The 21,501-nt window shown below is 69.5% G+C and carries 17 protein-coding genes and 4 pseudogenes; 8 read left to right on the top strand and 13 right to left on the bottom strand.

The features are described from left to right. Positions 1–24: 24 nt before the first annotated feature. The gene (locus HS109_12375; GenBank protein ID MBE7523165.1) at positions 25–180 is read right to left on the bottom strand and encodes a hypothetical protein; all 156 of its coding nucleotides are present in this window, start codon (positions 178–180) and stop codon (positions 25–27) included. Between the two features lie 341 nt (positions 181–521). On the opposite strand from HS109_12375, the gene HS109_12370 reads away from it, so the two are divergent. After that, complete coding sequence (locus HS109_12370) at positions 522–827, top strand: hypothetical protein (GenBank protein MBE7523164.1); 306 nt, start codon at positions 522–524, stop codon at positions 825–827. Here HS109_12370 and HS109_12365 read toward each other — a convergent pair. The 3 genes and pseudogenes from HS109_12365 to HS109_12355 all read right to left on the bottom strand — a co-directional run bounded on the left by HS109_12365 (position 824) and on the right by HS109_12355 (position 3,124). Further along, positions 824–1,600 (bottom strand): annotated as a pseudogene (locus tag HS109_12365) (ATP-binding protein). The gene HS109_12370 and the pseudogene HS109_12365 sit on opposite strands and share 4 nt — an antisense overlap. A 149-nt stretch (positions 1,601–1,749) precedes the next feature. After that, positions 1,750–2,535, bottom strand: coding sequence for a hypothetical protein (locus tag HS109_12360; GenBank protein ID MBE7523163.1), 786 nt, complete (start codon positions 2,533–2,535; stop codon positions 1,750–1,752). Positions 2,536–2,803: 268 nt separating this feature from the next. Further along, complete coding sequence (locus HS109_12355; protein ID MBE7523162.1) at positions 2,804–3,124, bottom strand: hypothetical protein; 321 nt, start codon at positions 3,122–3,124, stop codon at positions 2,804–2,806. A gap of 366 nt (positions 3,125–3,490) precedes the next feature. On the opposite strand from HS109_12355, the pseudogene HS109_12350 reads away from it, so the two are divergent. The 3 pseudogenes from HS109_12350 to HS109_12340 all read left to right on the top strand — a co-directional run bounded on the left by HS109_12350 (position 3,491) and on the right by HS109_12340 (position 4,768). Continuing rightward, positions 3,491–4,051 (top strand): annotated as a pseudogene (locus tag HS109_12350) (AAA family ATPase). After that, positions 3,943–4,224 (top strand): annotated as a pseudogene (locus tag HS109_12345) (DUF4143 domain-containing protein). The pseudogenes HS109_12350 and HS109_12345 overlap by 109 nt, the downstream one beginning before the upstream one ends. After that, positions 4,217–4,768 (top strand): annotated as a pseudogene (locus HS109_12340) (restriction endonuclease subunit R). The pseudogenes HS109_12345 and HS109_12340 overlap by 8 nt, the downstream one beginning before the upstream one ends. Before the next feature lie 50 nt (positions 4,769–4,818). Here HS109_12340 and mnmE read toward each other — a convergent pair. Then, positions 4,819–6,267: a tRNA uridine-5-carboxymethylaminomethyl(34) synthesis GTPase MnmE gene (gene mnmE, locus HS109_12335; GenBank protein ID MBE7523161.1), complete on the bottom strand. Its 1,449-nt coding sequence runs from the start codon at positions 6,265–6,267 to the stop codon at positions 4,819–4,821. 112 nt (positions 6,268–6,379) lie between these two features. Between mnmE and HS109_12330 the strand changes: the two genes are divergently transcribed. Further along, positions 6,380–8,524, top strand: a complete 2,145-nt coding sequence (locus tag HS109_12330) for a GGDEF domain-containing protein (protein MBE7523160.1) — start codon at positions 6,380–6,382, stop codon at positions 8,522–8,524. 43 nt (positions 8,525–8,567) lie between these two features. Here the strand turns inward: HS109_12330 and yidC are convergent, their stop codons facing one another. From yidC to rpmH, 4 genes are read right to left on the bottom strand one after another with little or no spacing between them, the layout of a single operon-like run. Further along, on the bottom strand, positions 8,568–10,286 hold the full coding sequence (gene yidC, locus HS109_12325; GenBank protein MBE7523159.1) for a membrane protein insertase YidC: 1,719 nt from the start codon (positions 10,284–10,286) through the stop codon (positions 8,568–8,570). A gap of 22 nt (positions 10,287–10,308) precedes the next feature. Then, positions 10,309–10,521: a membrane protein insertion efficiency factor YidD gene (yidD, locus tag HS109_12320; GenBank protein MBE7523158.1), complete on the bottom strand. Its 213-nt coding sequence runs from the start codon at positions 10,519–10,521 to the stop codon at positions 10,309–10,311. A gap of 4 nt (positions 10,522–10,525) precedes the next feature. Then, a complete protein-coding gene (gene rnpA / locus HS109_12315; protein MBE7523157.1) occupies positions 10,526–10,843 on the bottom strand; it encodes a ribonuclease P protein component in 318 nt (105 codons plus the stop codon). A gap of 53 nt (positions 10,844–10,896) precedes the next feature. Beyond that, positions 10,897–11,031, bottom strand: coding sequence for a 50S ribosomal protein L34 (gene rpmH, locus HS109_12310; GenBank protein MBE7523156.1), 135 nt, complete (start codon positions 11,029–11,031; stop codon positions 10,897–10,899). A 330-nt stretch (positions 11,032–11,361) separates the two neighbouring features. Between rpmH and dnaA the strand changes: the two genes are divergently transcribed. The 3 genes from dnaA to gyrB all read left to right on the top strand — a co-directional run bounded on the left by dnaA (position 11,362) and on the right by gyrB (position 16,682). Beyond that, positions 11,362–12,789: a chromosomal replication initiator protein DnaA gene (dnaA, locus tag HS109_12305; protein MBE7523155.1), complete on the top strand. Its 1,428-nt coding sequence runs from the start codon at positions 11,362–11,364 to the stop codon at positions 12,787–12,789. A 238-nt stretch (positions 12,790–13,027) separates the two neighbouring features. Further along, positions 13,028–14,131 carry a DNA polymerase III subunit beta gene (locus HS109_12300; protein MBE7523154.1) on the top strand — a complete coding sequence of 368 codons (1,104 nt, stop codon included), beginning with the start codon at positions 13,028–13,030 and terminating at the stop codon, positions 14,129–14,131. A 115-nt stretch (positions 14,132–14,246) separates the two neighbouring features. Further along, entirely contained in the window at positions 14,247–16,682 is a 2,436-nt protein-coding gene (gene gyrB, locus HS109_12295; protein MBE7523153.1) for a DNA topoisomerase (ATP-hydrolyzing) subunit B, read from the top strand. 33 nt (positions 16,683–16,715) lie between these two features. Here the strand turns inward: gyrB and HS109_12290 are convergent, their stop codons facing one another. The 4 genes from HS109_12290 to HS109_12275 all read right to left on the bottom strand — a co-directional run bounded on the left by HS109_12290 (position 16,716) and on the right by HS109_12275 (position 21,468). Beyond that, entirely contained in the window at positions 16,716–18,389 is a 1,674-nt protein-coding gene (locus tag HS109_12290) for an ABC transporter permease subunit (protein ID MBE7523152.1), read from the bottom strand. A 19-nt stretch (positions 18,390–18,408) separates the two neighbouring features. Further along, positions 18,409–19,392 carry an ATP-binding cassette domain-containing protein gene (locus HS109_12285; protein MBE7523151.1) on the bottom strand — a complete coding sequence of 328 codons (984 nt, stop codon included), beginning with the start codon at positions 19,390–19,392 and terminating at the stop codon, positions 18,409–18,411. Positions 19,393–19,479: 87 nt separating this feature from the next. Further along, positions 19,480–20,496 (bottom strand): extracellular solute-binding protein, encoded by a 1,017-nt coding sequence (locus HS109_12280; protein ID MBE7523150.1) that lies wholly within the window; start codon positions 20,494–20,496, stop codon positions 19,480–19,482. A gap of 174 nt (positions 20,497–20,670) precedes the next feature. Then, a complete protein-coding gene (locus HS109_12275; GenBank protein ID MBE7523149.1) occupies positions 20,671–21,468 on the bottom strand; it encodes a DeoR/GlpR transcriptional regulator in 798 nt (265 codons plus the stop codon). Positions 21,469–21,501: the final 33 nt, after the last annotated feature.

Raw genomic sequence — 21,501 nt, 5'->3', positions numbered from 1 at the left:
AACTTCTCGAGGACGAGTGTTGGGTCAGTCGCGGGCGCGGTAAGCGGCCTCGCAGACGCGTAGCAAGCCCAAGATCTGGCGCTGCAGGTCGGCGAGTTCGACCTCGAACACTTGGACGGTTTCGCCGGCCTGGGTGAGGCAGTGGCGCCGGGCGAGGCTGAACAGGCGCAGTACCTGCACTCACCGGGAGGACGCGGCTCGTGGAGCCGCCGGCGCCCGACCGCTGACGGGTGTCGTCGCAGAGACTGTTAGCGAAAGTGCCAACTTGCACGACGGACCCTGCCCGGTCGCGTTTCGACGCGGGCGGGGCGCGATGAGCGGCTCCGGCGCGCGCGTTCGAAGCGCTTGCCCGGCGGCGACGGGCATGATCATGAATGTGGCCGGGCGCGCGGTCGAGGTGTCCTTTTCGCGCCGGGGAACGACCCCGGAACGGCGCAGGTTCGTCCGAACGGCCGATGGGCATCTGCGGCGGTGGAACTTAGCATTGTTGCTAACCCCCCGCCTGCAGGACCACCGCCCCCGTGCACGATCGTGCCTATCGCCTCGCCGCGAGTCTCGCGATGCAGAGCGGGCCCGAGCGGCGCAGGCGTTGCGCGCAGGCGCTCGCGCGCGACCGGACGCTGCAATCGCTCGTCGCCGACCTCGTCGCCGCCCGCACGGACGCAGGGATGAGCCAGGCGGAGGTCGCGGCGCGCATGTTCACGGCCACGAGCGCGGTCTCGCGGCTCGAAAGCGGCCGCTACACCCCGGGCGGCCACTTCAAACTCCTCCACCTGTGGCCGGGTCAAATTCCTCCACCCGGTGCGGTGGGACGGGTGGAACTTTAGTGGGCTGATGCGTGCTTGGCAATGCGGCTGGCGGCCTCCTTCAGGCGCCAGCTCTTTCCTTCGAACTTGAGTAGGTGTCCGTGATGCATGAGGCGGTCGAGCAGCGGGGTGACCACGACGACATCGCCGAGTAGCTTCGGCCAGTCCTCGAGCGGCCGATTCGACGTGATGACGGTGGCGGCCTTTTCGTGGCGGCTCATCAGCACGTCGGCCAGTTCGTCGCCGGCGGTGGCCGGAAGCTTGCGCAAGAACAGGTCGTCGATGAGCAGCAGATCGGCGCTTCGCAGCTGAGCGCGCAGTTTCCGTAGTGCGCCCGAGCTCGCGCGCTTCGCTGATGTCTTCGATGAGTTGATGCGCTTCGCGGTAGAGGACTTTGTAGCCGCGGTTGACGGCGAGCAGGGCGAGCGCTTGGCGGCCGCGTGGCTTTGCCGGTGCCGGGCGGGCTGATGAGCAGTGCATCCTCGTGGGTGTCGATGAATTTGAGGGTGGCGAGTTCGAGCACGTCGCGTTTGGGCAGCCGCGGGTTGTAGCTCCAGTCGAAGTCCTTGAGGGCTTTGCGCTCGGTGAGCCCGACAGCAGGTAGCGGCGATCGAGCAAGCGTGAGCGGCGGCGGTCGAGTTCGTCCTGCACGAGCCAGGAGAACGCTTCGATGAAGTCCATCCGCGATCGTGGCTGGCGACCTGCAGGGCACGAGCTTCGATGCGGGTGGCACGCATGCCGGACAGGCGCAGGCTGCGCAGCGCGCGTTCGAGCTCAGTGATGGACATGGCCATCGAGGTCTCCGTCGTCGGCGTGTGCGCGTCCGGGTGTGGGTTTCCCAGAACGATTGATAGTCGGTGATCGGTCGGATCTGCGGGCCTTCGACGCTCGTGGTGGCCGGCGGCGAGGCGGCGGCGGCTTCGCCGGCGGTCGAGCGCGCGTTTTACCGCCGCGTAGGAGAGGCAGTCGGCGGCGAGCAGCTGCGCGCAGACTGCTGCCTCGATGTCGGCACAGGTGTATCGGCGCGGCAGTTGCACGAGGCCGTAGATCGCGCGCTGGCCCGGGCGGCCGAGACGCGGGCGAAGAGCTCGCGCGCGAAGGCTGCCGTGCGGGGGCCGATCTTGTCCATGCGCGCGAGCATTCGCGTGGTCTCGCGCGAGGGATTGAAGATGCGGTCGGTGCCCTCGAGCACGAACGCGCCTTTGCGCGTAGCCTTTGGATGGCGGCGCAACAGTTGGCCGCGGGCATCGAGGATCTCGATCGACTGGGCGAAGGCGCGCACCGTGACTTCGCCATGAGGGGCAGCGGGAAGTGCGGCGTAGTAGGAGCCTTCGACTTGCACCAGGCCGGCGTCGTCGACGGTTCGCACGCTCTGGCGGAAGAATGCGAAGCCGCTCGCCGGCAACGGCTGCAGATGCGGCTGTTCCTCGCGGAAGAGCTCGGCCACCTGCCGTTTCTTGCGGCCGTGGATACGCGGGGCGGCCCAGCGCTCCTCCCAGTGGGCGAGCCATTCGTTCTGCGCTTCGATCGACTCGAAACGGCGACCCTTGAGGGCCGTGGTCTGGGTATGTTGGATCGCGTTCTCGACCGTGCCCTTTCGATTGGGGTCTCGCACCCGGCACGGGTCGGCCACCGCCGAGTAATGGGCGAGCATCGCCGCGTACACCGGATTCAATTCCGGGGCGTAGATGTCGGGCCGGATCACGCCCTCCTTCAGGTTGTCGAGCACGACGTACTTGCAGCACCCGCCCAAGGCCCGGAAGGCTTCTTCGTGCAGGCGTGCCCAGCGGTCCTGGCTGGTCTGCCAGACCCTCTTGCGGAAACTCTTGCCCGAGGACCTTGCGCGTCATCACGAACAGGTACGGCGGCGGTACTGCCGTTGGCGTGCAGCGTGGGCGCGCCCTGGCCGTAGTCGACCTGCGCTTCCTCCCCGGGCAGGAACTCGAGCACGTCGAAGCGCTCCGGTGCGCGGCGCTTGAGGCTCGCCACGAAGCGCTTCACCGCGTTGTAGGGTGGGCGAAGCCGTGCAGTTCCACCAGGTCCTGGTAGATGCTCACGGCGTTGCGCCCGAGCTCGACCTGGGCCTCGACCCAGTTCCGGTGTGGCGCGCACGCCGACAGCGTCGGCGCCGGTGGCCGGGTGGGGAATTGCTCGTCCCCAGCTTCCGCGCCGGTGGCCACCCCGGAGGAATTTGCCCGCTGGTAGCGACGGATGGTCTTGCGATCCACCCCGGTGAATCGCTCGATCTCCCGCTGCGTCGCACCCTGCGCGAGCAGCGTGCGAATCGTGGTCAACAACTCCGGCTTCAAGACGTTCACTCCTTCCCCCTCACGATGGTGAGGGGCAACGGTAACGTCCCGCCGCGCGGCGCCCCGATCAGGCGCCGCTATGCTCGATCAGGTGGGGGAATTTGGGGTGGCCACGAGTGGAGGAGTTTGGGTGGCCGCCGGGGGCTACACGCGTCCGACGTTGACGACGATCGAGAAGTACGCGCGGGCCGTGGGCGCCGGCGTCGAGATCCGCGTGCTCCGATAGCCAGCTCCGCCCCGGGCGGCGAGCGGCCCGGCGGCCGGGGCGCCAACCGGCAATCGGCCGCTGGCGAAATAGGCAAAGGGACGGTCGCGCGCCGAAGTCGCGTACGGAACTCTACGCCCGGCCGCTGCCGGCCGCGCTGAAGGCCGCGCTACGCGTACGTCACCTTCGACGACGCCGCGACGCTCTCCTTCGCCCGAGCCGACCCGACCGGTTTCGTGTCGGCGCTGCCGGCCCGGGCGATCCTCGACGAGATCCAGCGCGTGCCGGAGCTGCTGCGGACGCTCAAGCTGGCCGTGGACCGCGACAGGAGGCCCGGCCGCTTCGTGCTCACCGGCTCCGCCAACCTGCTCCTCCTGCGCGGGCTCGGCGACTCGCTGGCCGGACGTATGGAGGTCGTGCAACTGCAACCGCTGACGGCCGCCGAGCAGGCGCGCGCGCCGGGCCGGTTCCTGGGGGCGCTCCTGGCCGGGCGACTGCGACCGGCGATCACATTGTCGACACCATGCGCCCCGCTGGTACTGGCCGAGCGCATCGTCGCGGGCGGTTTTCCTGAAGCGGTGCGGCGCCCCCCGCCCGCGCCCGCGCCTGGCATCGCGAGTACCTGCGCACACTGCTGGAGCGCGACGTGCAGGACGTCGCGCGGGTCCGCGACACCGCCGCGGTGGGGCGCCTGCTGGAGATGCTGGCGCTGCGCACGGGCGAGCTGCTGAACGTGTCGAGCCTCGGCAACGACCTCGACCTGCGCCGCGAGACGGTCGAACACTACCTGGCTGTATGCGAGCGGCTGTACCTGGTGCGCCGTCTCGCGCCCTGGCATCGCAACCAGGCGAGCCGCCTGATCAAGTCGCCGAAGGTGCATGTCGTGGACAGCGGGCTTCAGCCTGAAGCCGCAGCTCAACCTCGACCGCGGGACCGCGATCCTCGTGGCGGCCTCGATCCACGACGCCTGCCACTACTTGCGGCTGTTCCGGAACATGAGCTTCGGCCGCCACTGCGGGATCGTCACCTCCTACGAGCCCAACCACAACGCGATCTCGCGCGAGCCGGTCGACAGCGACGAGCGCTACAAGTTCGACACCTACACGCAGCACGTCCTCGCGCGCGGCCAGACGACGAAACAGTACGAGGACGAGGCGAAGCGCCGCTTCATCGAGGAACCGGCGAACATGAAGCTCCTGATCGTCGTCAGCAAGCTCCTGATCGGCTTCGACGCACCCTCCTGCACCTACATCTATCTCGACAACGAGCTACGCGACCACCATCTGTTCCAGGCGGTCTGCCGCACGAACCGGCTCGACGGCGACGACAAGGACTACGGCCACATCGTCGACTTCAAGGAGCTGTTCGACGAGGTGCAGGAGGCGATCGCCTTCCACAGCTCCGACGAGCTGGACACCGACGAAGGCAACGGCGGCGACAACAACGTCCACCCGTACCGGAGCATCCGCGGCATCGCCGTTGTCGTTTGTCCAATTTCCTATTTCCCGATGCAGAACCTCCCGAAGATCTCGCCCAAGAGATCGTCGGCGGTGAACTCCCCGGTGATCGCCGCGAGCGAGCGCTGCGCCTCGCGCAACTCCTCCGCGTAGAGTTCGAGCGGCGGCGCGCTCGCGCGCAGGTGCCCGGCGGCCTCCGCGAGGTGCGTCGCCGCCTCGCGCAGCGCGACGAGATGGCGCGCGCGCGCGATGAACGCGTCCTCGCCGGCGCCCGCCACGCCGGCGATCGCGAGCACCTCGCGCTCGAGGGCGTCGACGCCCGCGCCGGTCAGCGCGGAGATCCAGACGTGCGCGCGCACGCCGTGCATATCGCGGTGCATCTCGGGTGGCGTATCGCTTCGCATCTCGCGCTGCATATCGTCCGGCGTCGCGCCCGACACCGCACCTTCCACTGAGCCCGGGGGATGCCCCGACAAGTCCGCCTTGTTGTGCACGACGATGCGCGGCAGCGCCTCCGGCAAGCGCGCGAGGATCGCTCGGTCCTCGTCGTGCAATCCGTCGCCGCTCTCGCGCCCGTCGACCAGCACGAGCGCGACGTCGGCGCGCTCGACCGCGGCCCAGGTACGTTCGATGCCGAGGCGCTCGACCGTGTCGGCGGCCTCGCGCAGGCCCGCGGTGTCGATCACGGTGAGCGGGATGCCGCCCAGTTCGATCGCGCGCTCGACGGTGTCGCGCGTGGTGCCGGGGATCTCGGTGACGATCGCGACGTCCTCGCGCGCGAGAGCGTTCATGAGGCTCGACTTGCCGACGTTGGGACGACCGACGAGCACGAGCGCCAGTCCCTCGGCGAGCCGCGCGCCGGTCGCCGCGCGCGCGACGAGCGCGTCGAGGTCCGCGCGGACCGCGGCGAGCTTGCCCACCGCGTCGGAGGCGCGCAGGAACTCGATGTCCTCATCGGGGAAGTCGAGCGTCGCTTCGGTGAAGGCGCGCAGTTCCGTCACGCGCTCGACGATCGCGCGCACCTCGCGCGAGAACTCGCCGGCGAGGCTGCGCGCGGCGGCGCGCGCGGCGGTGGCGCTCGCGGCGTCGATCAGGTCGGCGACGCTCTCCGCCTGCGCGAGGTCGAGCTTGCCGTTGAGGAACGCGCGCTTGGTGAACTCGCCGGGCTCGGCCAATCGCGCGCCGAGTTCGACGCAGCGCGCGAGCAGCAAACGCAGCGCCGCCGGGCTCCCGTGGCCGTGGAGTTCGACGACGCTCTCGCCGGTGTAGGAGCCCGGGCCCGGAAAGAACATCGCCAACCCCTGATCGATCGGCGCGCCGCGCGCGTCGCGAAACGTGGCGAGGGTAGCCACCCGCGGCGCCACCTCGCGCCCGACGATCCCCGCGAGCACCGCCTGCGCCCCCGGCCCCGAGACGCGGACCACGCCGATGCCGCCACGCCCCGGCGGGGTCGCGATCGCGGCGATCGTGTCGGTCGGGGCGGCTTTCATGCGCGCGACTCTACCCGAGGGCGCCATCCCCCGCGCCCGCGGCACGGCCCTTGCACCACGATGGCGTGACCCCGCCGTCCCACCGGGCGCGGGGCCAGTTTCGAGCGCAAACGTGTCCCGAGCACTCCCAACCCGGTTCCCGAAGGCGGGGGCCCCTGCCGCGCTGCGCGCATGCGTGACGCTCGTCGTCGCCCTGGCGTGTGCGATGGTCCTGTCGTTGCCCGCCGCCGCCTCGGTGCTCGGCGACGCCCGGGCGATCGAGCCGGAGATCCCGGGCTTCCCGGAGCGGGCGCAGGCGGCGCTCCTCGCGCTCTTGCCGCAGGCCGATGCCGCCCCGATCGCTGAGCGCTCGGTCGTCTACGCGCTGGCGGGACAGGCGAGCGTGCTCGCCCGCAGGATTCCCGAAGCCCACGAACTCGCCGACCGGATCGAGGCCGCCGCGCCGCAGGACCCCAATTCCCGCGCGGCGGCCGCGCTGATCCGCAGTTCGGTCGAACTCGCGACCGGCGAGGCGTCGAAGGCCGCCGCGCTGGCGCAGGCTTCGCACACCCAGGCGGTGCAGGCCGGCAACGCGGACCTGCGCTACGGCTCCGCGCTCACCTACGGCACGGCCGCCCGCTCGCGCGGGCAGTCCGACCAGGCGCTCTCGAGCCTGCAGGAAGCGCTCTCGCTCGCCGAGGCGGCCGGCAGCCCCTACCGCCGCTCGATGACGCTCTACCAGATCTCGGTGCTGCAGACGGCGATCCGCAACGCGCACGACGCGCTCGAGGCGAGCCTCGCCGCCTACCGCGCCGGCGAGCAGGCGAAGAACGGCTTCGCGATGGCGAACGCGCGGATGGCCGAGTCCGCGGCGGTCGAACGCCTCGACCGCCCGTCGCGCGAACTCGCGTCGATGCAGGAGGCGCTCGCCATCGCGCGCGACATCCGCTCGCGCACCGCGGAGAGCCGCGCGCTCGTGAACCTCGCCGACATCCGCCTGCGGCGCAAGCAGTACAACGAGGCGATGCGGCTCTCGCGCGACGCGCTGCGCCTCGCGGAGGCGACCGGCAACACCTACCTGAAGGCGACCAGCAAGGCGAACCTCGGCTTCGCGCTGCTCGGCGCCGGTCGCATCGCCGAGGGCAAGCGCTACGCCGACGAGGCGCTGAACGAGTACGAGCGCACCGGTCAGACCGCGGAGATCGCCGAACTCGCGGGCGAGTACGGACGCAGCCTCGAGGCGGTCGGCGACTACCGCGGAGCGCTCGCGCACTACCACCGCGAGCGCAAGCTGATCGGCGAGATCGCGTTCGAGGCGCGCCAGCGCATCCTGCTCGAGATGCAGGAGAAGTACGAGTCGGAGAAGCACCAGCGCGAGATCGCGCTGCTCGCGCGCGAGAATGCGCTGCAGACCGCCGAGATCGCGAACCAGTCGCTGCGCCAGCGCGTGTGGTGGCTGCTCGCCGCGCTGTTCGCGCTGTCGTTCTCGGTCGTGACCGTGCTCTACCGCAAGCTTCGCGTGTCGAACGCGATGCTCGCGCGCAAGAACGACGAGCTGTCGTTCCAGAGCAGCCGCGACCCGCTGACCGGGCTGTTCAACCGCCGCCACTTCCAGAATCTGATTGCGGCCGAGGCGGCGGCGATCTCGTCGGGACGCCGCGCCGACGACCCGGGCGCGCGCGCGCTGCTCCTGATCGACCTCGACCACTTCAAGGAGACCAACGACCGCCACGGGCACGCGCTCGGCGACGCGGTGCTGGTCGCCGTCGCGGGCCGGTTGCGCGAATCGCTGCGCGAGAGCGACACGATCGTGCGCTGGGGCGGCGAGGAGTTCCTCGTCGTGGCGCGCACCTCGCCCGACCGGCTCGACGACATCGCGTCGCGCATCCTGCGCGCGGTCGCCGGCGAGCCGATCGTGGCCGGCGACCGCGCGATCCGCACGTCGGTGTCGATCGGCTACGTGCCGCTGCCGCTGCCGCCGACGACCGCCGCGCTGTCGTGGGACCGCGCCATCGGGCTCGTGGACATGGCGCTCTATCTCGCCAAGATGAACGGGCGCAACCGCGCCTACGGCATCCAGCGTCTCTCCGACGCCGACCCGGAGACCCTCGCGGCGACCGAGCGCGACCTCGAGCACGCCTGGAAGAGCGGCCGCGTCGAGGTGAGCGTGCTCTACGGTCCGCCGCCGGTCGGCGATGCGAGCGCGGTGATGCGCCGCGCGGCCAACGACACGCGTGTCGCCGACGCTCCGGCCATGCGCCGAACCCCGTCCGACTGAAGTCGGACCCACAACGAACGCGGGCGCCGCGGCGCTTCCGCGCTCAGCGCCTTTTCGCCGCGGCGAGCGCCTGTTCCTTCTCCAGCATCTTGTTGACCTGCCACTGCTGGGCGATCTGCAGGATGTTGTTGACGAGCCAGTAGAGCACGAGGCCCGACGGGAAGAAGATGAACAGCACCGAGAACGCGATCGGCATGATCTGGAACACCTTCGCCTGCACCGGGTCGGTGATCGGCGTCGGCGAGAGCTTCACCTGCAGCCACGCGGAGATCGCGTAGAGCACCGGCAGGATGTAGAACGGGTCCGGCGCCGACAGGTCCTGGATCCAGCCGATCCACGGCGCGTGGCGCAGTTCGACCGCCGAGAGCAGCACCCAGTAGAGCGCGATGAACACCGGGATCTGCACGACGATCGGCAGGCAGCCGCCGAGCGGGTTGATCTTCTCCTGCTTGTAGAGCTCCATCATCTTGATCTGGAGCTGCTGCTTGTCGTTCGCGTACTGCTCCTGCAGCGCCTTCATCTTCGGCGCGACGAGCTTCATCTTGCCCATCGAGCGCGCGGCCGCGGCGTTCAGCGGATAGAACGCCGCCTTGATCATGATGGTCATCACGATGATCGCCCAGCCCCAGTTGCCGATCATGCCGTGCAGCCACCGCAACAGCCAGAAGAGCGGCGCCGCGATCACGGTGAAGATGCCGTAGTCGACCGACAGGTCGAGGCCGGTGGCGATCTTCTTCAGCAGCTCCTGGTCCTGCGGCCCGACGAACAGCGGCACGGTGAGCGACGCGCTCGCGCCGGGCGCGATCTGCGGCATCGGCACGATGACGCCCGACGCGTAGAGGCCGTTGTCGAGCTTGCGCGCGAAGAACTCGCGCGGCAGCTTCTTCTCGTCGGAGGGGAGCCAGGCCGCGACGAAGTAGTGCTCGATCATCCCGGCCCAGCCGTCGGTGGCGTTCTTCGTGTACGGCGTCTTGCGCGACGGGTCGGCCGCGAGCTTGTCGAGTTCACCGGGCTCGACCTTCTTGAAGTGGTCGGTCGCGTTGTAGATGACCGGCCCCACGTAGGCCGACGGCGTCATCGAGTTCTGCGGCACCGCATGGCGCGTGTCGCGCGCGAGCTGGAAGTACGCGAACGGCGCGATCGGCGCGCCGGTCGCGTTGGTGACCTCGAAGCTCGCGTCGATCAGGTAGCTGCCGCGGTGGAAGGTGAGCGTCTGCACCACCTTGTCCCCTGACGCCGCGGTCGCCTGCAGGCGGAGTTCGAGCTTGTCCGCGCCGGGCGCGAGTTCGCGCGGTCCGGGCAGGACTTCCCAGGTGGTGCGGTGGTTGGGCATGCCCTCGCCCAGGAGCCCCGCCTGCGCGACGAAGGTCCGCTCGGCGTTGCGCTGCAGGGCGAGGTAGGGCTTCGAGGTGTCGAACGCGTCGCGATGCTTCGCGAGCGCCACTTCGGCGATCACGCCGCCGACCGGGTCCACCTTCACGGTGAACATGTCGGTCGTGACCGTCACGAGCTTCGCCGCGGCGGCGGCCGTTGCCGCGCCCTGGCCCGGGACCGCGCCGGCGGGAACCGCGCCTGCCCCCGCAGTCGCCGATGTCGCGGACGTCGGCGAAGTCGACACCGGCACATCGCCTGGACGCTCGGGCGCGCCGGCGGTGCGGGCGGGCGGCGGGACGACGGGGCGGGTGTCGCGATTCCACGCCTCCCACAGCATGACGAGCGAGAAGCTGAAGATCGCGAGCAGGATCAGGCGTTGCGTGTCCATCATCGGTCGGCGGGCGGCAGGATCAGTCGGGAACCGGGTCGTAGCCGCCCGGATGGTAGGGGTGGCAGCGGCAGATCCGCTTCGCCGCAAGCCAGGTGCCGCGGGCGGCGCCGTGGCGCTCGATCGCTTCCCGCGCATACTCCGAGCAACTCGGGAAGAACCGGCAATGCGCGCCGAGGATCGGCCGGATCGTGAGTTGGTAGCCGCGGATCGCGGTGGTGAGCACTTGCTTCATTGGGTCAGCGCCGCTCCGCCAGCGCGGCGATCAGGCGTCCCGCCTCGGCGGCGGCTTGTGCGAGCTCGGGTCCTGGCGCCGGACGCTTCAATCGCACGATCAGGTCGTAGTCGGCAATCGCCGGACGGGCGGAGCGCAGCGCCTCGCGGACGCGGCGCTTCAGGTAATTGCGGTCGACCGCACGCGCGAGCGCCTTGCGGCCGACGACGAGCCCCGCGCGTCCCGGTGCCCGCTCGGCGGACGCGACGACGAGTTCGATCCATCGGCCCTGGGTGCGGCGACCGCGCGCGAAGAGCGCGTCGAACGTCCCGACGCCGGTCAGGCGATGGCGTCGTTCGCCGCGCGCGAGGTGCGTGGCGCCTGGGCGTGACTGGGTCAGGCGGAGAGCCGCGCGCGGCCCTTGGCGCGACGCGCCGAGAGCACCTTGCGGCCGCCGACGGTCTTCATGCGGGCGCGAAAGCCGTGCGTGCGTGCGCGGCGGATCTTCGAGGGTTGGAACGTGCGCTTCATGACCGATCCGGGAGCGAGATGGAAAAAAGCCTTGTATTAGAACGCGTTGATGTCCCTGTTGTCAAGGACGCCGGGGCAACGCCGCCATCGGCCGCCATGACGCGAGCATTCACTTCCGGCGCAGGCGTGCCGCAGCCTTCGCACGGTCCCGCAAAGACCCCCATCGCGTTCGGGCCTGTGGATAACGGCGTGACGCGCGGCTAAAATCGACCCAACCGCGGGCGCCCCGCCCGGGTTCGATGCTTCCGGCGGGGCGCCCGTCCGTTTTTCACGCACAGGCCGCCCAGGGAAACCCAGGCACAAGAACGGCCGGCGAGAGGTCCAGATTCGATGTCCGCACCCACCCCGACGCCTGCCGCCTGGAACGCCTGCCTGTCCGCGTTCGAGCGCGAACTCACGCCCCAGCAGTTCGCCACCTGGATCCGCCCGCTGTCCGCCGAGCCGGGGCACGGAAGCCTCAAGCTTCGCGCCCCCAACCGGTTCGTGCTCCAGTGGGTGAAGGACCGGTTCGGCGGCCGCATCGCGGCACTCGCGCGCGAGGCCGCCGGCGAGCCGGTTTCGATCGAATACTCGCTCGCCGAGGCCGGGGCCTTCGCGGGCGTCGCCTCGGAAGGGGCGGCCGCGGCGGCGGCGGAAAGCGCGGCGATCGTCGATGACGAACCGCGCTCGGCTCCGCCTCCTCCCGAGGTTCTCGCGGCCGAACCCGTGCGGCCGAACCACGAGCTGCCGCGTCGCGTCGAGCCGACCAGCCTGAACGGCACGTTCACGTTCGACTCGTTCGTCACCGGCAAGGCGAACCAGCTCGCGCGCGCCGCCGGCCTGCAGGTGGCGCTGCACCCGACTTCCTACAATCCGCTGTTCGTCTACGGCGGCGTGGGCCTCGGGAAGACCCACCTCGTGCAGGCGATCGGCCACGACATCCTGCGGCGCGATCCGACGGCGCGCATCCGCTACATCCACGCCGAGACCTACGTCTCCGACGTCGTCCGCGCCTACCAGCACAAGGCGTTCGACGAGTTCAAGCGCTACTACCGCTCGCTCGACCTCCTGCTCATCGACGACATCCAGTTCTTCAACGGCAAGAGCCGGACGCAGGAGGAATTCTTCTACCTGTTCAATACGCTGATCGAGGGCCACAAGCAGGTGGTCATCACCTGCGACACCTACCCGAAGGAGATCGCGGGGATCGAGGAGCGGCTGATCTCGCGCTTCGGCTGGGGCCTCACCGTGGCGCTCGAACCGCCCGAACTCGAGATGCGGGTGGCGATCCTGCTCGCGAAGGCGCAGCAGGAACGGGTGCGGCTCGACGAGCAGGTGGCGTTCTTCGTGGCCAAGCACATTCGCAGCAACGTGCGCGAACTCGAGGGCGCGCTCAAACGCGTCATCGCCTACGCCGGCTTCCACAAGCTCGACATCACGCTTCCGGTCGCGAAGGAAGCGCTGCGCGATGTCCTCGCGGTGCAGAACCGACAGATCTCGATCGAGAACATCCAGAAGACGGTCGCCGACTACTACAAGATCCGGCCCTCGGAGATGCACGGCAAGAAGCGCTCGCGCGCCATCGCGCGGCCGCGCCAGGTCGCGATGGCGCTCGCGAAGGAGCTGACGCAACTCTCGCTCCCCGAGATCGGCAGCAACTTCGGCGGGCGCGACCACACGACCGTGCTCCACGCCTGCCGCCAGATCGCGAAGCTGCGCGAAACCCATCCCGAACTCAATCACGACGTCAATTTCCTGCTGCAGGTCCTGCGGAACTGAGGCTCCGGCCGGGGGCCTTTTCGCCCGGCGGGCGGCTGGAATCCAGGGGGTTTCTGGCCTATAATCTGTGGGTTAACCGGCCGTTGAGCCGTTTCGCCGGACCGTCCCCAACTCATCCACAGGCGATCCCGCGCTTGTCCGGTCCGGAATACCGCCGCCAAGGCCTTGAGCGCCCGGGGAAATCGACCGTTGCCCGCAGGCCCGCGCGCCCCCTACTAACGATTCCTAATTTTCCAAGATGCAACTCAAACAGATCGCCCGCGACGCGTTGCTGAAGCCGCTGCAGGCCGTATCGGGAATCGTCGAACGCCGCCACACGTTGCCGATCCTCGCCAACGTCCGGATCGAACCCTCCGACGGCGCGGTCGAATTCACCGCCACCGATCTCGAGATGCAGATCTCGGCGCGCTCGGAATGCGGCGCCAAGGCCGGAGCGGCCACCACGGTGTCGGCGCGCAAGCTCCACGATCTCCTGCGCGCCTTGCCCGAGGACGCGACGCTCAACATCGACGTCGCCGGCAGCCGGATGACGGTACGCGCGGGCCGCTCCCGCTTCAACCTGCAGACGCTCGCCGCGGGCGACTACCCGAGCATCAACCCGGGAACCGAGAAGCTGCAATCGCTCTCGCTCGCGCAGAAGGACCTCCGCGCGCTCTTCCGGCTGGTCGAGTTCGCGATGGCGCAGCAGGACATCCGCTACTACCTGAACGGGATGCTGCTCGTGATCGACCGCGGGTCGCTGCAGGCGGTGGCGACCGACGGCCACCGGCTGTCGTGGGCGAGCCTCTCGGTCGAAGGCGACTACACGCGCCAGGAAGTGATCCTGCCGCGCAAGACCGTGCTCGAGCTCGGCAAGCTCCTCGCGGAAACGGACGAGCCGGTGTCGATCGACGTGCTCGCGAACCAGGTGCGCTTCCGCTTCGGCGTGATCGAACTCGTGAGCAAGGTCGTCGACGGCAAGTTTCCCGACTACAACCGCGTGATTCCCGTCGGGCACACCAAGTCGATCACGCTCGATCGCAACGTGCTGCTCGCCGCGCTGCAGCGCGCCGCGATCCTGTCGAACGAGAAGTTCCGCGGCGTCCGCCTGGTGCTGGGCGACGGCACGCTGCGCATCGTGTGCAGCAACAGCGAACAGGAGGAAGCCGAGGAGGAACTCGAGGTCGCCTACCGGGGCGAGGGCCTCGACATCGGCTTCAACATCACCTACCTCCTGGGCGTGCTGCAGAACGTCGACTGCACGGAAGTTTCGTTCGCCTTCGGCGACGCCAATTCCAGCGCGCTCGTGACGCTGCCCGGCCGCGACGACTACAAGTACGTCGTGATGCCGATGCGCATCTGATTTCCTTCCACGTGATCGTCGAAGCGTCCGCCCCGCGCCTCTCCCCGAGGAAGGCGCGCGGTACGGCGGTGCGCGACCGATCCGAACCGGGGTACGACCACGCATGACTCCAGCAATGCCCAAGCCGCAGCCTCCCGCCGCCGAATACGATTCCTCGAGCATCCGGGTCCTGAAGGGTCTCGATGCGGTGCGCAAGCGCCCGGGGATGTACATCGGCGACACCTCCGACGGCACCGGCCTCCACCACATGGTGTTCGAGGTGCTCGACAACGCGATCGACGAGGCGCTCGCCGGCTACTGCGACGACATCAAGGTGGTGATCCACGCCGACAACTCGGTGTCGGTGTTCGACAACGGCCGCGGCATCCCGACCGACATCAAGGAGGACGACGAGGAGAAGCGTTCCGCGGCCGAGATCGTGATGACCGAACTGCATGCCGGCGGAAAGTTCGACCAGAACAGCTACAAGGTCTCCGGGGGCTTGCACGGCGTCGGCGTGTCGGTCGTCAACGCGCTCTCCGACTGGCTGAAGCTGCGCATCTGGCGCGCGGGCAAGGCGCACCAGATGGAGTTCCGCCGCGGCGAGGCCGTCGGCCCGCTCGCGGTGACCGGCAACACCGACCGCCGCGGCACCGAGGTGCATTTCATGGCCTCGACCGAGACCTTCGGCCGCATCGAGTACCACTTCGAGATCCTGGCGAAGCGCATCCGCGAGCTCTCGTTCCTCAACCACGGCGTGAAGATCGAACTCGTCGACCAGCGCGACGGCAAGAGCGAGAACTTCGCCTATTCGGGGGGCGTCAAGGGCTTCGTCGAGTACATGAACCGCAGCAAGAGCGTGCTGCACCCGCGCGTGTTCCACGCGATCGGCGAGAAGGACGGCACGACGGTCGAAGTCGCGATGCAGTGGAACGACAGCTACGCCGAGAGCGTGCAGTGCTTCACCAACAACATTCCGCAGCGCGACGGCGGCACGCACCTCACCGGCCTGCGCCAGGCGATGACGCGCACGCTCAACAGCTACATCGAGAAGGAGGAGATCGCGAGGAAGGCGAAGGTCGAGACCTCCGGCGACGACATGCGCGAGGGACTCACCTGCGTGCTCTCGGTCAAGGTGCCGGAGCCCAAGTTCTCCAGCCAGACCAAGGACAAACTCGTCTCCTCCGAGGTGCAGCCGATCGTGCAGGAGATCGTCGGCGCGAAGCTCGCCGAGTTCCTGCTCGAGTATCCGGCGGACGCCAAGATCATCTGCACGAAGATCGTCGAGGCCGCGCGGGCGCGCGAGGCGGCGCGCAAGGCGCGCGAACTCACGCGGCGCAAGGGCGTGCTCGACGGCATGGGGCTCCCCGGCAAGCTCGCCGACTGCCAGGAGCGCGATCCGTCGCTCTGCGAACTCTACCTAGTCGAGGGCGATTCCGCCGGAGGCTCGGCGAAGCAGGGCCGCGACCGCAAGTTCCAGGCGATCCTGCCGCTGCGCGGGAAGATCCTGAACGTCGAGCGAGCGCGCATCGACAAGGTGATCGGCAGCCAGGAGATCGTGACGCTGATCACCGCGCTGGGCGCGGGTTTCGGCCGGGCGCAGAGCGAGAAGGAGGACAAGGACGCCTTCAACCCCGACAAGCTCCGCTACCACCGCATCATCATCATGACCGACGCGGACGTCGACGGCTCGCACATCCGTACGCTGCTCCTCACGTTCTTCTACCGGCAGATGCCGGAGCTGATCGAGCGCGGCCACATCTACATCGCGCAGCCGCCGCTCTACAAGGCGAAGCTCGGCCGCGAAGAGGTCTACCTGAAGGACAACGGCGAACTGAAGCAGCACCTGCTCAGGGTGGCGCTCAAGGGCGCGGAACTCGTGCCGGCGGCCGGCGCGGCGCCGCTGTCCGCCGACGCGCTGGCGTCGATCGCGCGCGAGTTCGTGCTGGCCGAGGCGGTGATCGAGCGCAGTTCGCGCATCGTCGATCCCGCCGCGCTCTACGCGATGCTCGACGGCGTCAAGGTGGATCTCGGCACCGACACGGCCGCGAACCGCAGCGCGCGCGAACTCGCCGAGGCGATCGGCGATCCCGAGGTCACGGTCGAGGCGCGCTACGATGCGGCGGCGGAGACCCGCCGGCTGGTCGTCGTGCGCCGCCACCACGGAACGCCGCACGCGAGCGCGATCGACGCGGATTTCCTCGAGGGAGGCGACGGCGCGCAGATCGCCTCCGCCGCGCAGGCGCTGCAGGGACTCGTGCGCCCGGGCGCCAGCGTGAAGCGCGGCGAGAAGACGCTCGCGGTGCGCTCGTTCAAGGAGGCGCTCGACTGGCTGATCGAGGAGGCGCGCGGGGCCGTGTCGATCCAGCGCTACAAGGGCCTGGGCGAGATGAACCCGGCGCAGTTGTGGGAGACGACGATGGATCCCGCCGTGCGCCGCCTGCTCAAGGTCCAGATCGAGGACGCCGTCGGCTCCGAGGAAGTGTTCAGCAAGCTCATGGGCGAGGAAGTCGAGCCGCGGCGTGCGTTCATCGAGACCAACGCGCTCGGCGTGCGCAATCTCGACGTCTGACGCGCCGTCGCCGGGCGCGCTCGCGCCCGCACTTCAGGTCTGCGCCGGACGCAGGCGCGGCACCGCGCGCAGCGCCAGGTGGAACGCCCCGAGCGCCGCCGCGACGATCAGCATGATGCACACCGAGAACGCGGCCGCCTGGTTCTGGTTGCCGGAATCGTCGAGCAGGAGCACCGACACCGCGGCGAGCTGGGTCTGCGGCGTGACGAGGAAGATCACGGCCGACAGCGTGACCATGCTGCGGACGAAGTAGAACATCGCGATCGCGGCGATCGACGGCGCGATGATCGGCAGCAGCACGGAGCGCAGCGTGCGCAGCCGCCCGGCGCCGAGGCAGGTCGAGGTCTCGTCGAAGACCCGGCTCACCTGGCTCACGCTCGTCGTCGCGATCAGGTAGCCCTGCGCGTGGTAGTGGTACACGTTGCAGATCGCGAGGATGGCGAGCGTCCCGTAGAGGAAGACCAACGGGTTGTCCGGGTGGTTGAACACCAGGAGATAGCCCAGGCCGAGCACCATCCCGGGCACCGCGGCCGGCAGCATCGACAGGAACGAGAGCGTCTGCGCCTGCGCCGGCCGCATCCAGCGCGCGACGCACGCGGCGGCGACGGTCGCGACCGCGCCGATGGCCGCGGCCATGAACGAGACGACGACGCTCGTCCACAGCGGCGCGACGCCGTTCTGCACCTCGAACCGGTAGTGGCGCAGCGACAGGCTCATGTTGTAGGGCCACAGCGTCACGAAGCTCGCGACGACGACGATGACCACGATCGAGGCGATCGCGGCGCACACGAGCGCCGCGAACGCGAAGGCCGCCCGATCGCGAACGGCGCTCCGGCCGACCGCGAGCGGCTGGGAGCGGTCGGTGATCGCCGCGCGGTGCGCGCGCATGACCATGCGCTCGACCACGACGGCGACGGCCGCGGGCACCAGCAGCACGACGCCGATCACCGCGCCCAGTTCCATCCGGCCCTGCCCCGAGACCTGGTTGTAGATCTCGGTCGCGAGCACGTTGTAGTCGGCGCCGATGACCATCGGGTTGCCGAAGTCGGTGATGACGATGGTGAATACGACGAACACCGCCGAGGCGAGGCCGTAGCGCGTCGACGGCAGCGTGATGGTGCGGAACATGCGCCCGGCGCCCGCCCCGAGCATGCGGGCCGATTCGTAGAGGCGGGCGTCCCCGATCGCGAGCGCGGCCGACAGGATGAGGAACGCGTGCGGAAAGCTGTAGAGGACGTCGGCGATCACGATGCCCCAGAATCCGTAGATGTCGATGCCCAGCTCGAAGGTCCGGTTGACGATGCCGTTGCGGCCGAGGAGGAACAGGATGCCGAGCGCCTGCACCAGCGACGGCGCGTACAGCGGCAGCAGCGCGATCGCCCCGCAGGTGCGCTTGAAGGGCATCGCGGTGCGGCGCAGCGCCCACGCGAAAGCGTAGGCGAGCACGACGGTGATCGCGGTCGTCGTGGCGGCCACCGCGAAGCTGTTCCCGACGATGCGCGTGAACTTGGGGTCGGAGAACTCGCGCGTGTAGTTGGAGAGCCCGATGCCGCCGTCGGGCAGCACGAACGACAGGCGCAGGATGGCGACGAGCGGGACCACCACGAACAGGACGAGCGGGACGATCGCGGAGGCGGCGAGCGCGAACACCGCGAGTCGGTCGGTGTCGAACCGGCGGGCCGGGCCCGCGGGAATGGCGGCGCTCATGCCGGGCGCGGCGCCGCGCTCACGCCGGATCGTCGAGACGGATCAGCGCGCTCGCGGGCACGCGGATGCGGAGCCCCGTGCCCGGCGCCAGGTCGTCGCGGCGTCCCGGAACTTCCAGCGTGAGCGGATCGCCCGCGACCGTTACGTCGATGCGCGTGATGCTCCCGAGAAACACGGTTCGCACGACGCGGGCGGCGCGGTGCTCGGCCGACTCGGGGCCCGGAAGGGCGAGCTCCACGTGTTCGGGGCGCACGCCCGCGAGCTCGTGTCCGTGCATCCCGCGCACGAGGTTCATCCGGCCGAGGAAGCCCGCGACGAAGCGCGAGGCCGGACGCTCGTAGAGGTCGACCGGACGGCCGATCTGCTCGATGCGCCCGCGGTCCATCACGACGATGCGGTCGGCGAGTTCCATCGCCTCGTGCTGGTCGTGCGTCACCATGATCGTGGTGATCGACAGCTTCGACTGCAGCGTCTTGATCTCGCCGCGCAGGTCCTCGCGCACCTTGGCGTCGAGCGCCGAGAGCGGCTCGTCCAGCAGCAGCACCGCGGGCTTCGGCGCGAGCGCCCGGGCGAGCGCGACGCGCTGCTGCTGGCCGCCGGAGAGCTGGTGCGGCAGGCGGGCGGCCTCGCCCGCGAGGTTCACGAGCGCGAGCATCTCGGCCACGCGCGGCGCGATGTCCCCGCGCTTCCAGGCGCGGCACTCGAGGCCGTAGGCGATGTTGCGCGCCACCGTCATGTTCGGGAACAGCGAGTACGACTGGAAGACGATGCCGAAGTTGCGCTCGCGCGCGGGGATCGCGAGGAGATCGCGGCCCGCGAAGCGAATCTCGGCCGTGTCGGGGACCTCGAGGCCGGCGACGATGCGCAGCAGCGTGGTCTTGCCGCAACCGGAGGGCCCGAGGAAGCAGACGAACTCGCCCTCGTCGATGTCGAGGCCGACGTTCTCGAGCGCCCGGCAGCCGTCGAACGACTTGGAGACACCGCGCAGCGCGAGGAGCGTCACGTCAGCAGCGCCCGTCGAAGCGCGCCGCGCGCGGGGCGGGCGACGCGACGCGCCGGCGGGCTCGACCGGTCCCGCCGGCGCGCGCGATCAACGCTCGAAGCGCTTCTTCCACTCGGCGAGGATGCGGTCCTTGTTCTTCGCGGAGGCCTCGAAGTCCATGCCCTTGTAGAGAACCGTCGAGACGTCCTCGGGGAGCCCCGCCTTCAGCACCTCGGGGGTCGCCTTCGCGCCGGGCACCGACGACATCTCGGAGCGCTGACCGTAGAGCTTCGCCGCGTCGAGCGTCAGGAGCCAGTCGAGGAACTGCTTCGCGTCGGCTTTGTTCTTCGACGACTTCATCAGCATCGAGACTTCGATCTCGTAGCCCGCGCCCTCCGAGGGGATGACGAGCTTGATCGGGTAGCCTTCCATGATCTGTTTCACGCCCGAGAACGCGAACGACAGCCCGATCGCGTACTCGCCGGCCGCGGCCATCTTGCACGGCCGCGACCCGGACTTGATGTACTGCGCCATGTTCTTGTCGAGGTCCTGCAGGAACTGCCATCCCTTCTCCTCGCCCTTCATCTGCAGGAGGCTCACGATCATCAGGTACCCGGTCCCCGAACTCGCGGCGTTGGGCATCACGATCTGCCCCTTGTACACCGGGTTCAACAGGTCCTGCCAGGACGTCGGCATCGGCAGGTTCTTCTTCTTCAGCACCTCGGTGTTGACGCAGAAGCCGGCGAAGTAGCCGGTCGTGGCGAACCAGCGGTTCTGCGGATCCTTGAACGCGGTCTTCACGGCGTCGATGCCGGCCGGCTTGTAGGGCTCGGCCATCTCGAGGATGCGCGGGTCGGAGAGTTGCGTCACCGCGGTGCCCCAGATGACGTCCTCGCGCGGATTCGCCTTCTCGGCGAGGATGCGGGCGACGAGATCGCCGGTCGACAGGCGCAGCAGGTTGACCTTGATGTCGGGCCTCGCCTTCGCGAACTCGGCGAGGTAGACGCGCACGTCGTCCTCCTCGAGCGCCGTGTAGACGGTGATCTCGCCCGCGCGCGCCGTCGCGCAGGCGAAGAGCAGCGCGAGCGCGCCGCACAGCCTCCATGCCGCGTTGCGAATCGTCATGACCGTCCTCCTCGGGAGCCGGCCGACGCGGGCCGGATGCCCGGAGCCGGGGGTGCGCGGACAATAGCACGCGGGAATGGCGACCACAATAAAAAATGTTGTGTTCGCCAATGCGTGCGGCGCGCCGGCCGGGCGCACATGGCGACGGCCGGCGTTGCAACTCCCACATCCCGGTCAACGGGGGGCGACGGTGACGACCACCCGGGCCCCGCGCAGCGCGGCGGCGAGCGCGCGCGGCGGCGCCCGGTCGGTCACCAGGGTGTCGAGGACTTCGAGCGGCGCCACCCGCTCGAACTGGACCGCGCCGAACTTGGCGCTGTCCGCGAGCAGGATCGCGTGCTCGCCGCGCGCGATCATCGCGCGCTTGACCGCGCACCCCGCCGAGTCCGCGTCGGTGATGCCGTCCTCGTCCACGCCGCCCGCGCCGATGAACGTCTTGTTGGCCTGGAATCGGTGCAGGAACGCCGCCGTTTCGGGGCCGAACACCCCGCCCTGCCGCGCGACGTAGTCGCCGGGACACAGGATCACCCGGCAGCGATCGGCCGCGGCGAGCGCCGCGGCGACCGGCAGGCAGTTGGTCACGACCGTCAGGTGCAGGTTGCGCGCCGAGAGCGCCGTGGCGAACAGCGTCGTCGTCGAGCCGGCGTCGATCATCAGCGCGTCACCGTCGTCGACGAGTCCCGCCGCCGCTGCGGCGATGCGGGTGCGCTCCTCCGGATGCACGAGCCCGCGCGGCCCGATCCCCGGCTCGTCGATCAGCGAGCGGCTCGCGCCGCCGCCGTAGGTGCGGTGCAACTCGCCGGCGCCGGCGAGTTCGTCCAGGTCGCGGCGCGCCGTCTCGGTGGTCACGCGGAACGTCTTCGCGAGCGTCGCGATGCGCACGACGCCGTCGCGCCTCAGGAGGGCGAGGATCTGCGCGTGGCGCTCCCGGGGGGACAGACGGGGACGTTCGGAGGACGGGGAAGTCGCCATGGCGGATGCGGGGTGCTCGAGAGACGACCATGA

The organism is Burkholderiales bacterium, assembly GCA_015075645.1.
In the GTDB taxonomy this organism is placed as follows: domain Bacteria; phylum Pseudomonadota; class Gammaproteobacteria; order Burkholderiales; family Casimicrobiaceae; genus VBCG01.
Note: the sequence above shows the minus strand (reverse complement) of the source record. Positions and strands in the feature narration are given on the sequence as shown.

What these genes read in the sequence shown, in the direction of transcription:
- mnmE (MBE7523161.1), bottom strand. Translation starts at nt 6,267, where the DNA reads ATGAAAGCCGCCCCGACCGACACGATCGCCGCGATCGCGACCCCGCCG.
- yidC (MBE7523159.1), bottom strand. Translation starts at nt 10,286, where the DNA reads ATGGACACGCAACGCCTGATCCTGCTCGCGATCTTCAGCTTCTCGCTC.
- yidD (MBE7523158.1), bottom strand. Translation starts at nt 10,521, where the DNA reads ATGAAGCAAGTGCTCACCACCGCGATCCGCGGCTACCAACTCACGATC.
- rpmH (MBE7523156.1), bottom strand. Translation starts at nt 11,031, where the DNA reads ATGAAGCGCACGTTCCAACCCTCGAAGATCCGCCGCGCACGCACGCAC.
- dnaA (MBE7523155.1), top strand. Translation starts at nt 11,362, where the DNA reads ATGTCCGCACCCACCCCGACGCCTGCCGCCTGGAACGCCTGCCTGTCC.
- HS109_12300 (MBE7523154.1), top strand. Translation starts at nt 13,028, where the DNA reads ATGCAACTCAAACAGATCGCCCGCGACGCGTTGCTGAAGCCGCTGCAG.
- gyrB (MBE7523153.1), top strand. Translation starts at nt 14,247, where the DNA reads ATGCCCAAGCCGCAGCCTCCCGCCGCCGAATACGATTCCTCGAGCATC.
- HS109_12290 (MBE7523152.1), bottom strand. Translation starts at nt 18,389, where the DNA reads ATGAGCGCCGCCATTCCCGCGGGCCCGGCCCGCCGGTTCGACACCGAC.
- HS109_12280 (MBE7523150.1), bottom strand. Translation starts at nt 20,496, where the DNA reads ATGACGATTCGCAACGCGGCATGGAGGCTGTGCGGCGCGCTCGCGCTG.
- HS109_12275 (MBE7523149.1), bottom strand. Translation starts at nt 21,468, where the DNA reads ATGGCGACTTCCCCGTCCTCCGAACGTCCCCGTCTGTCCCCCCGGGAG.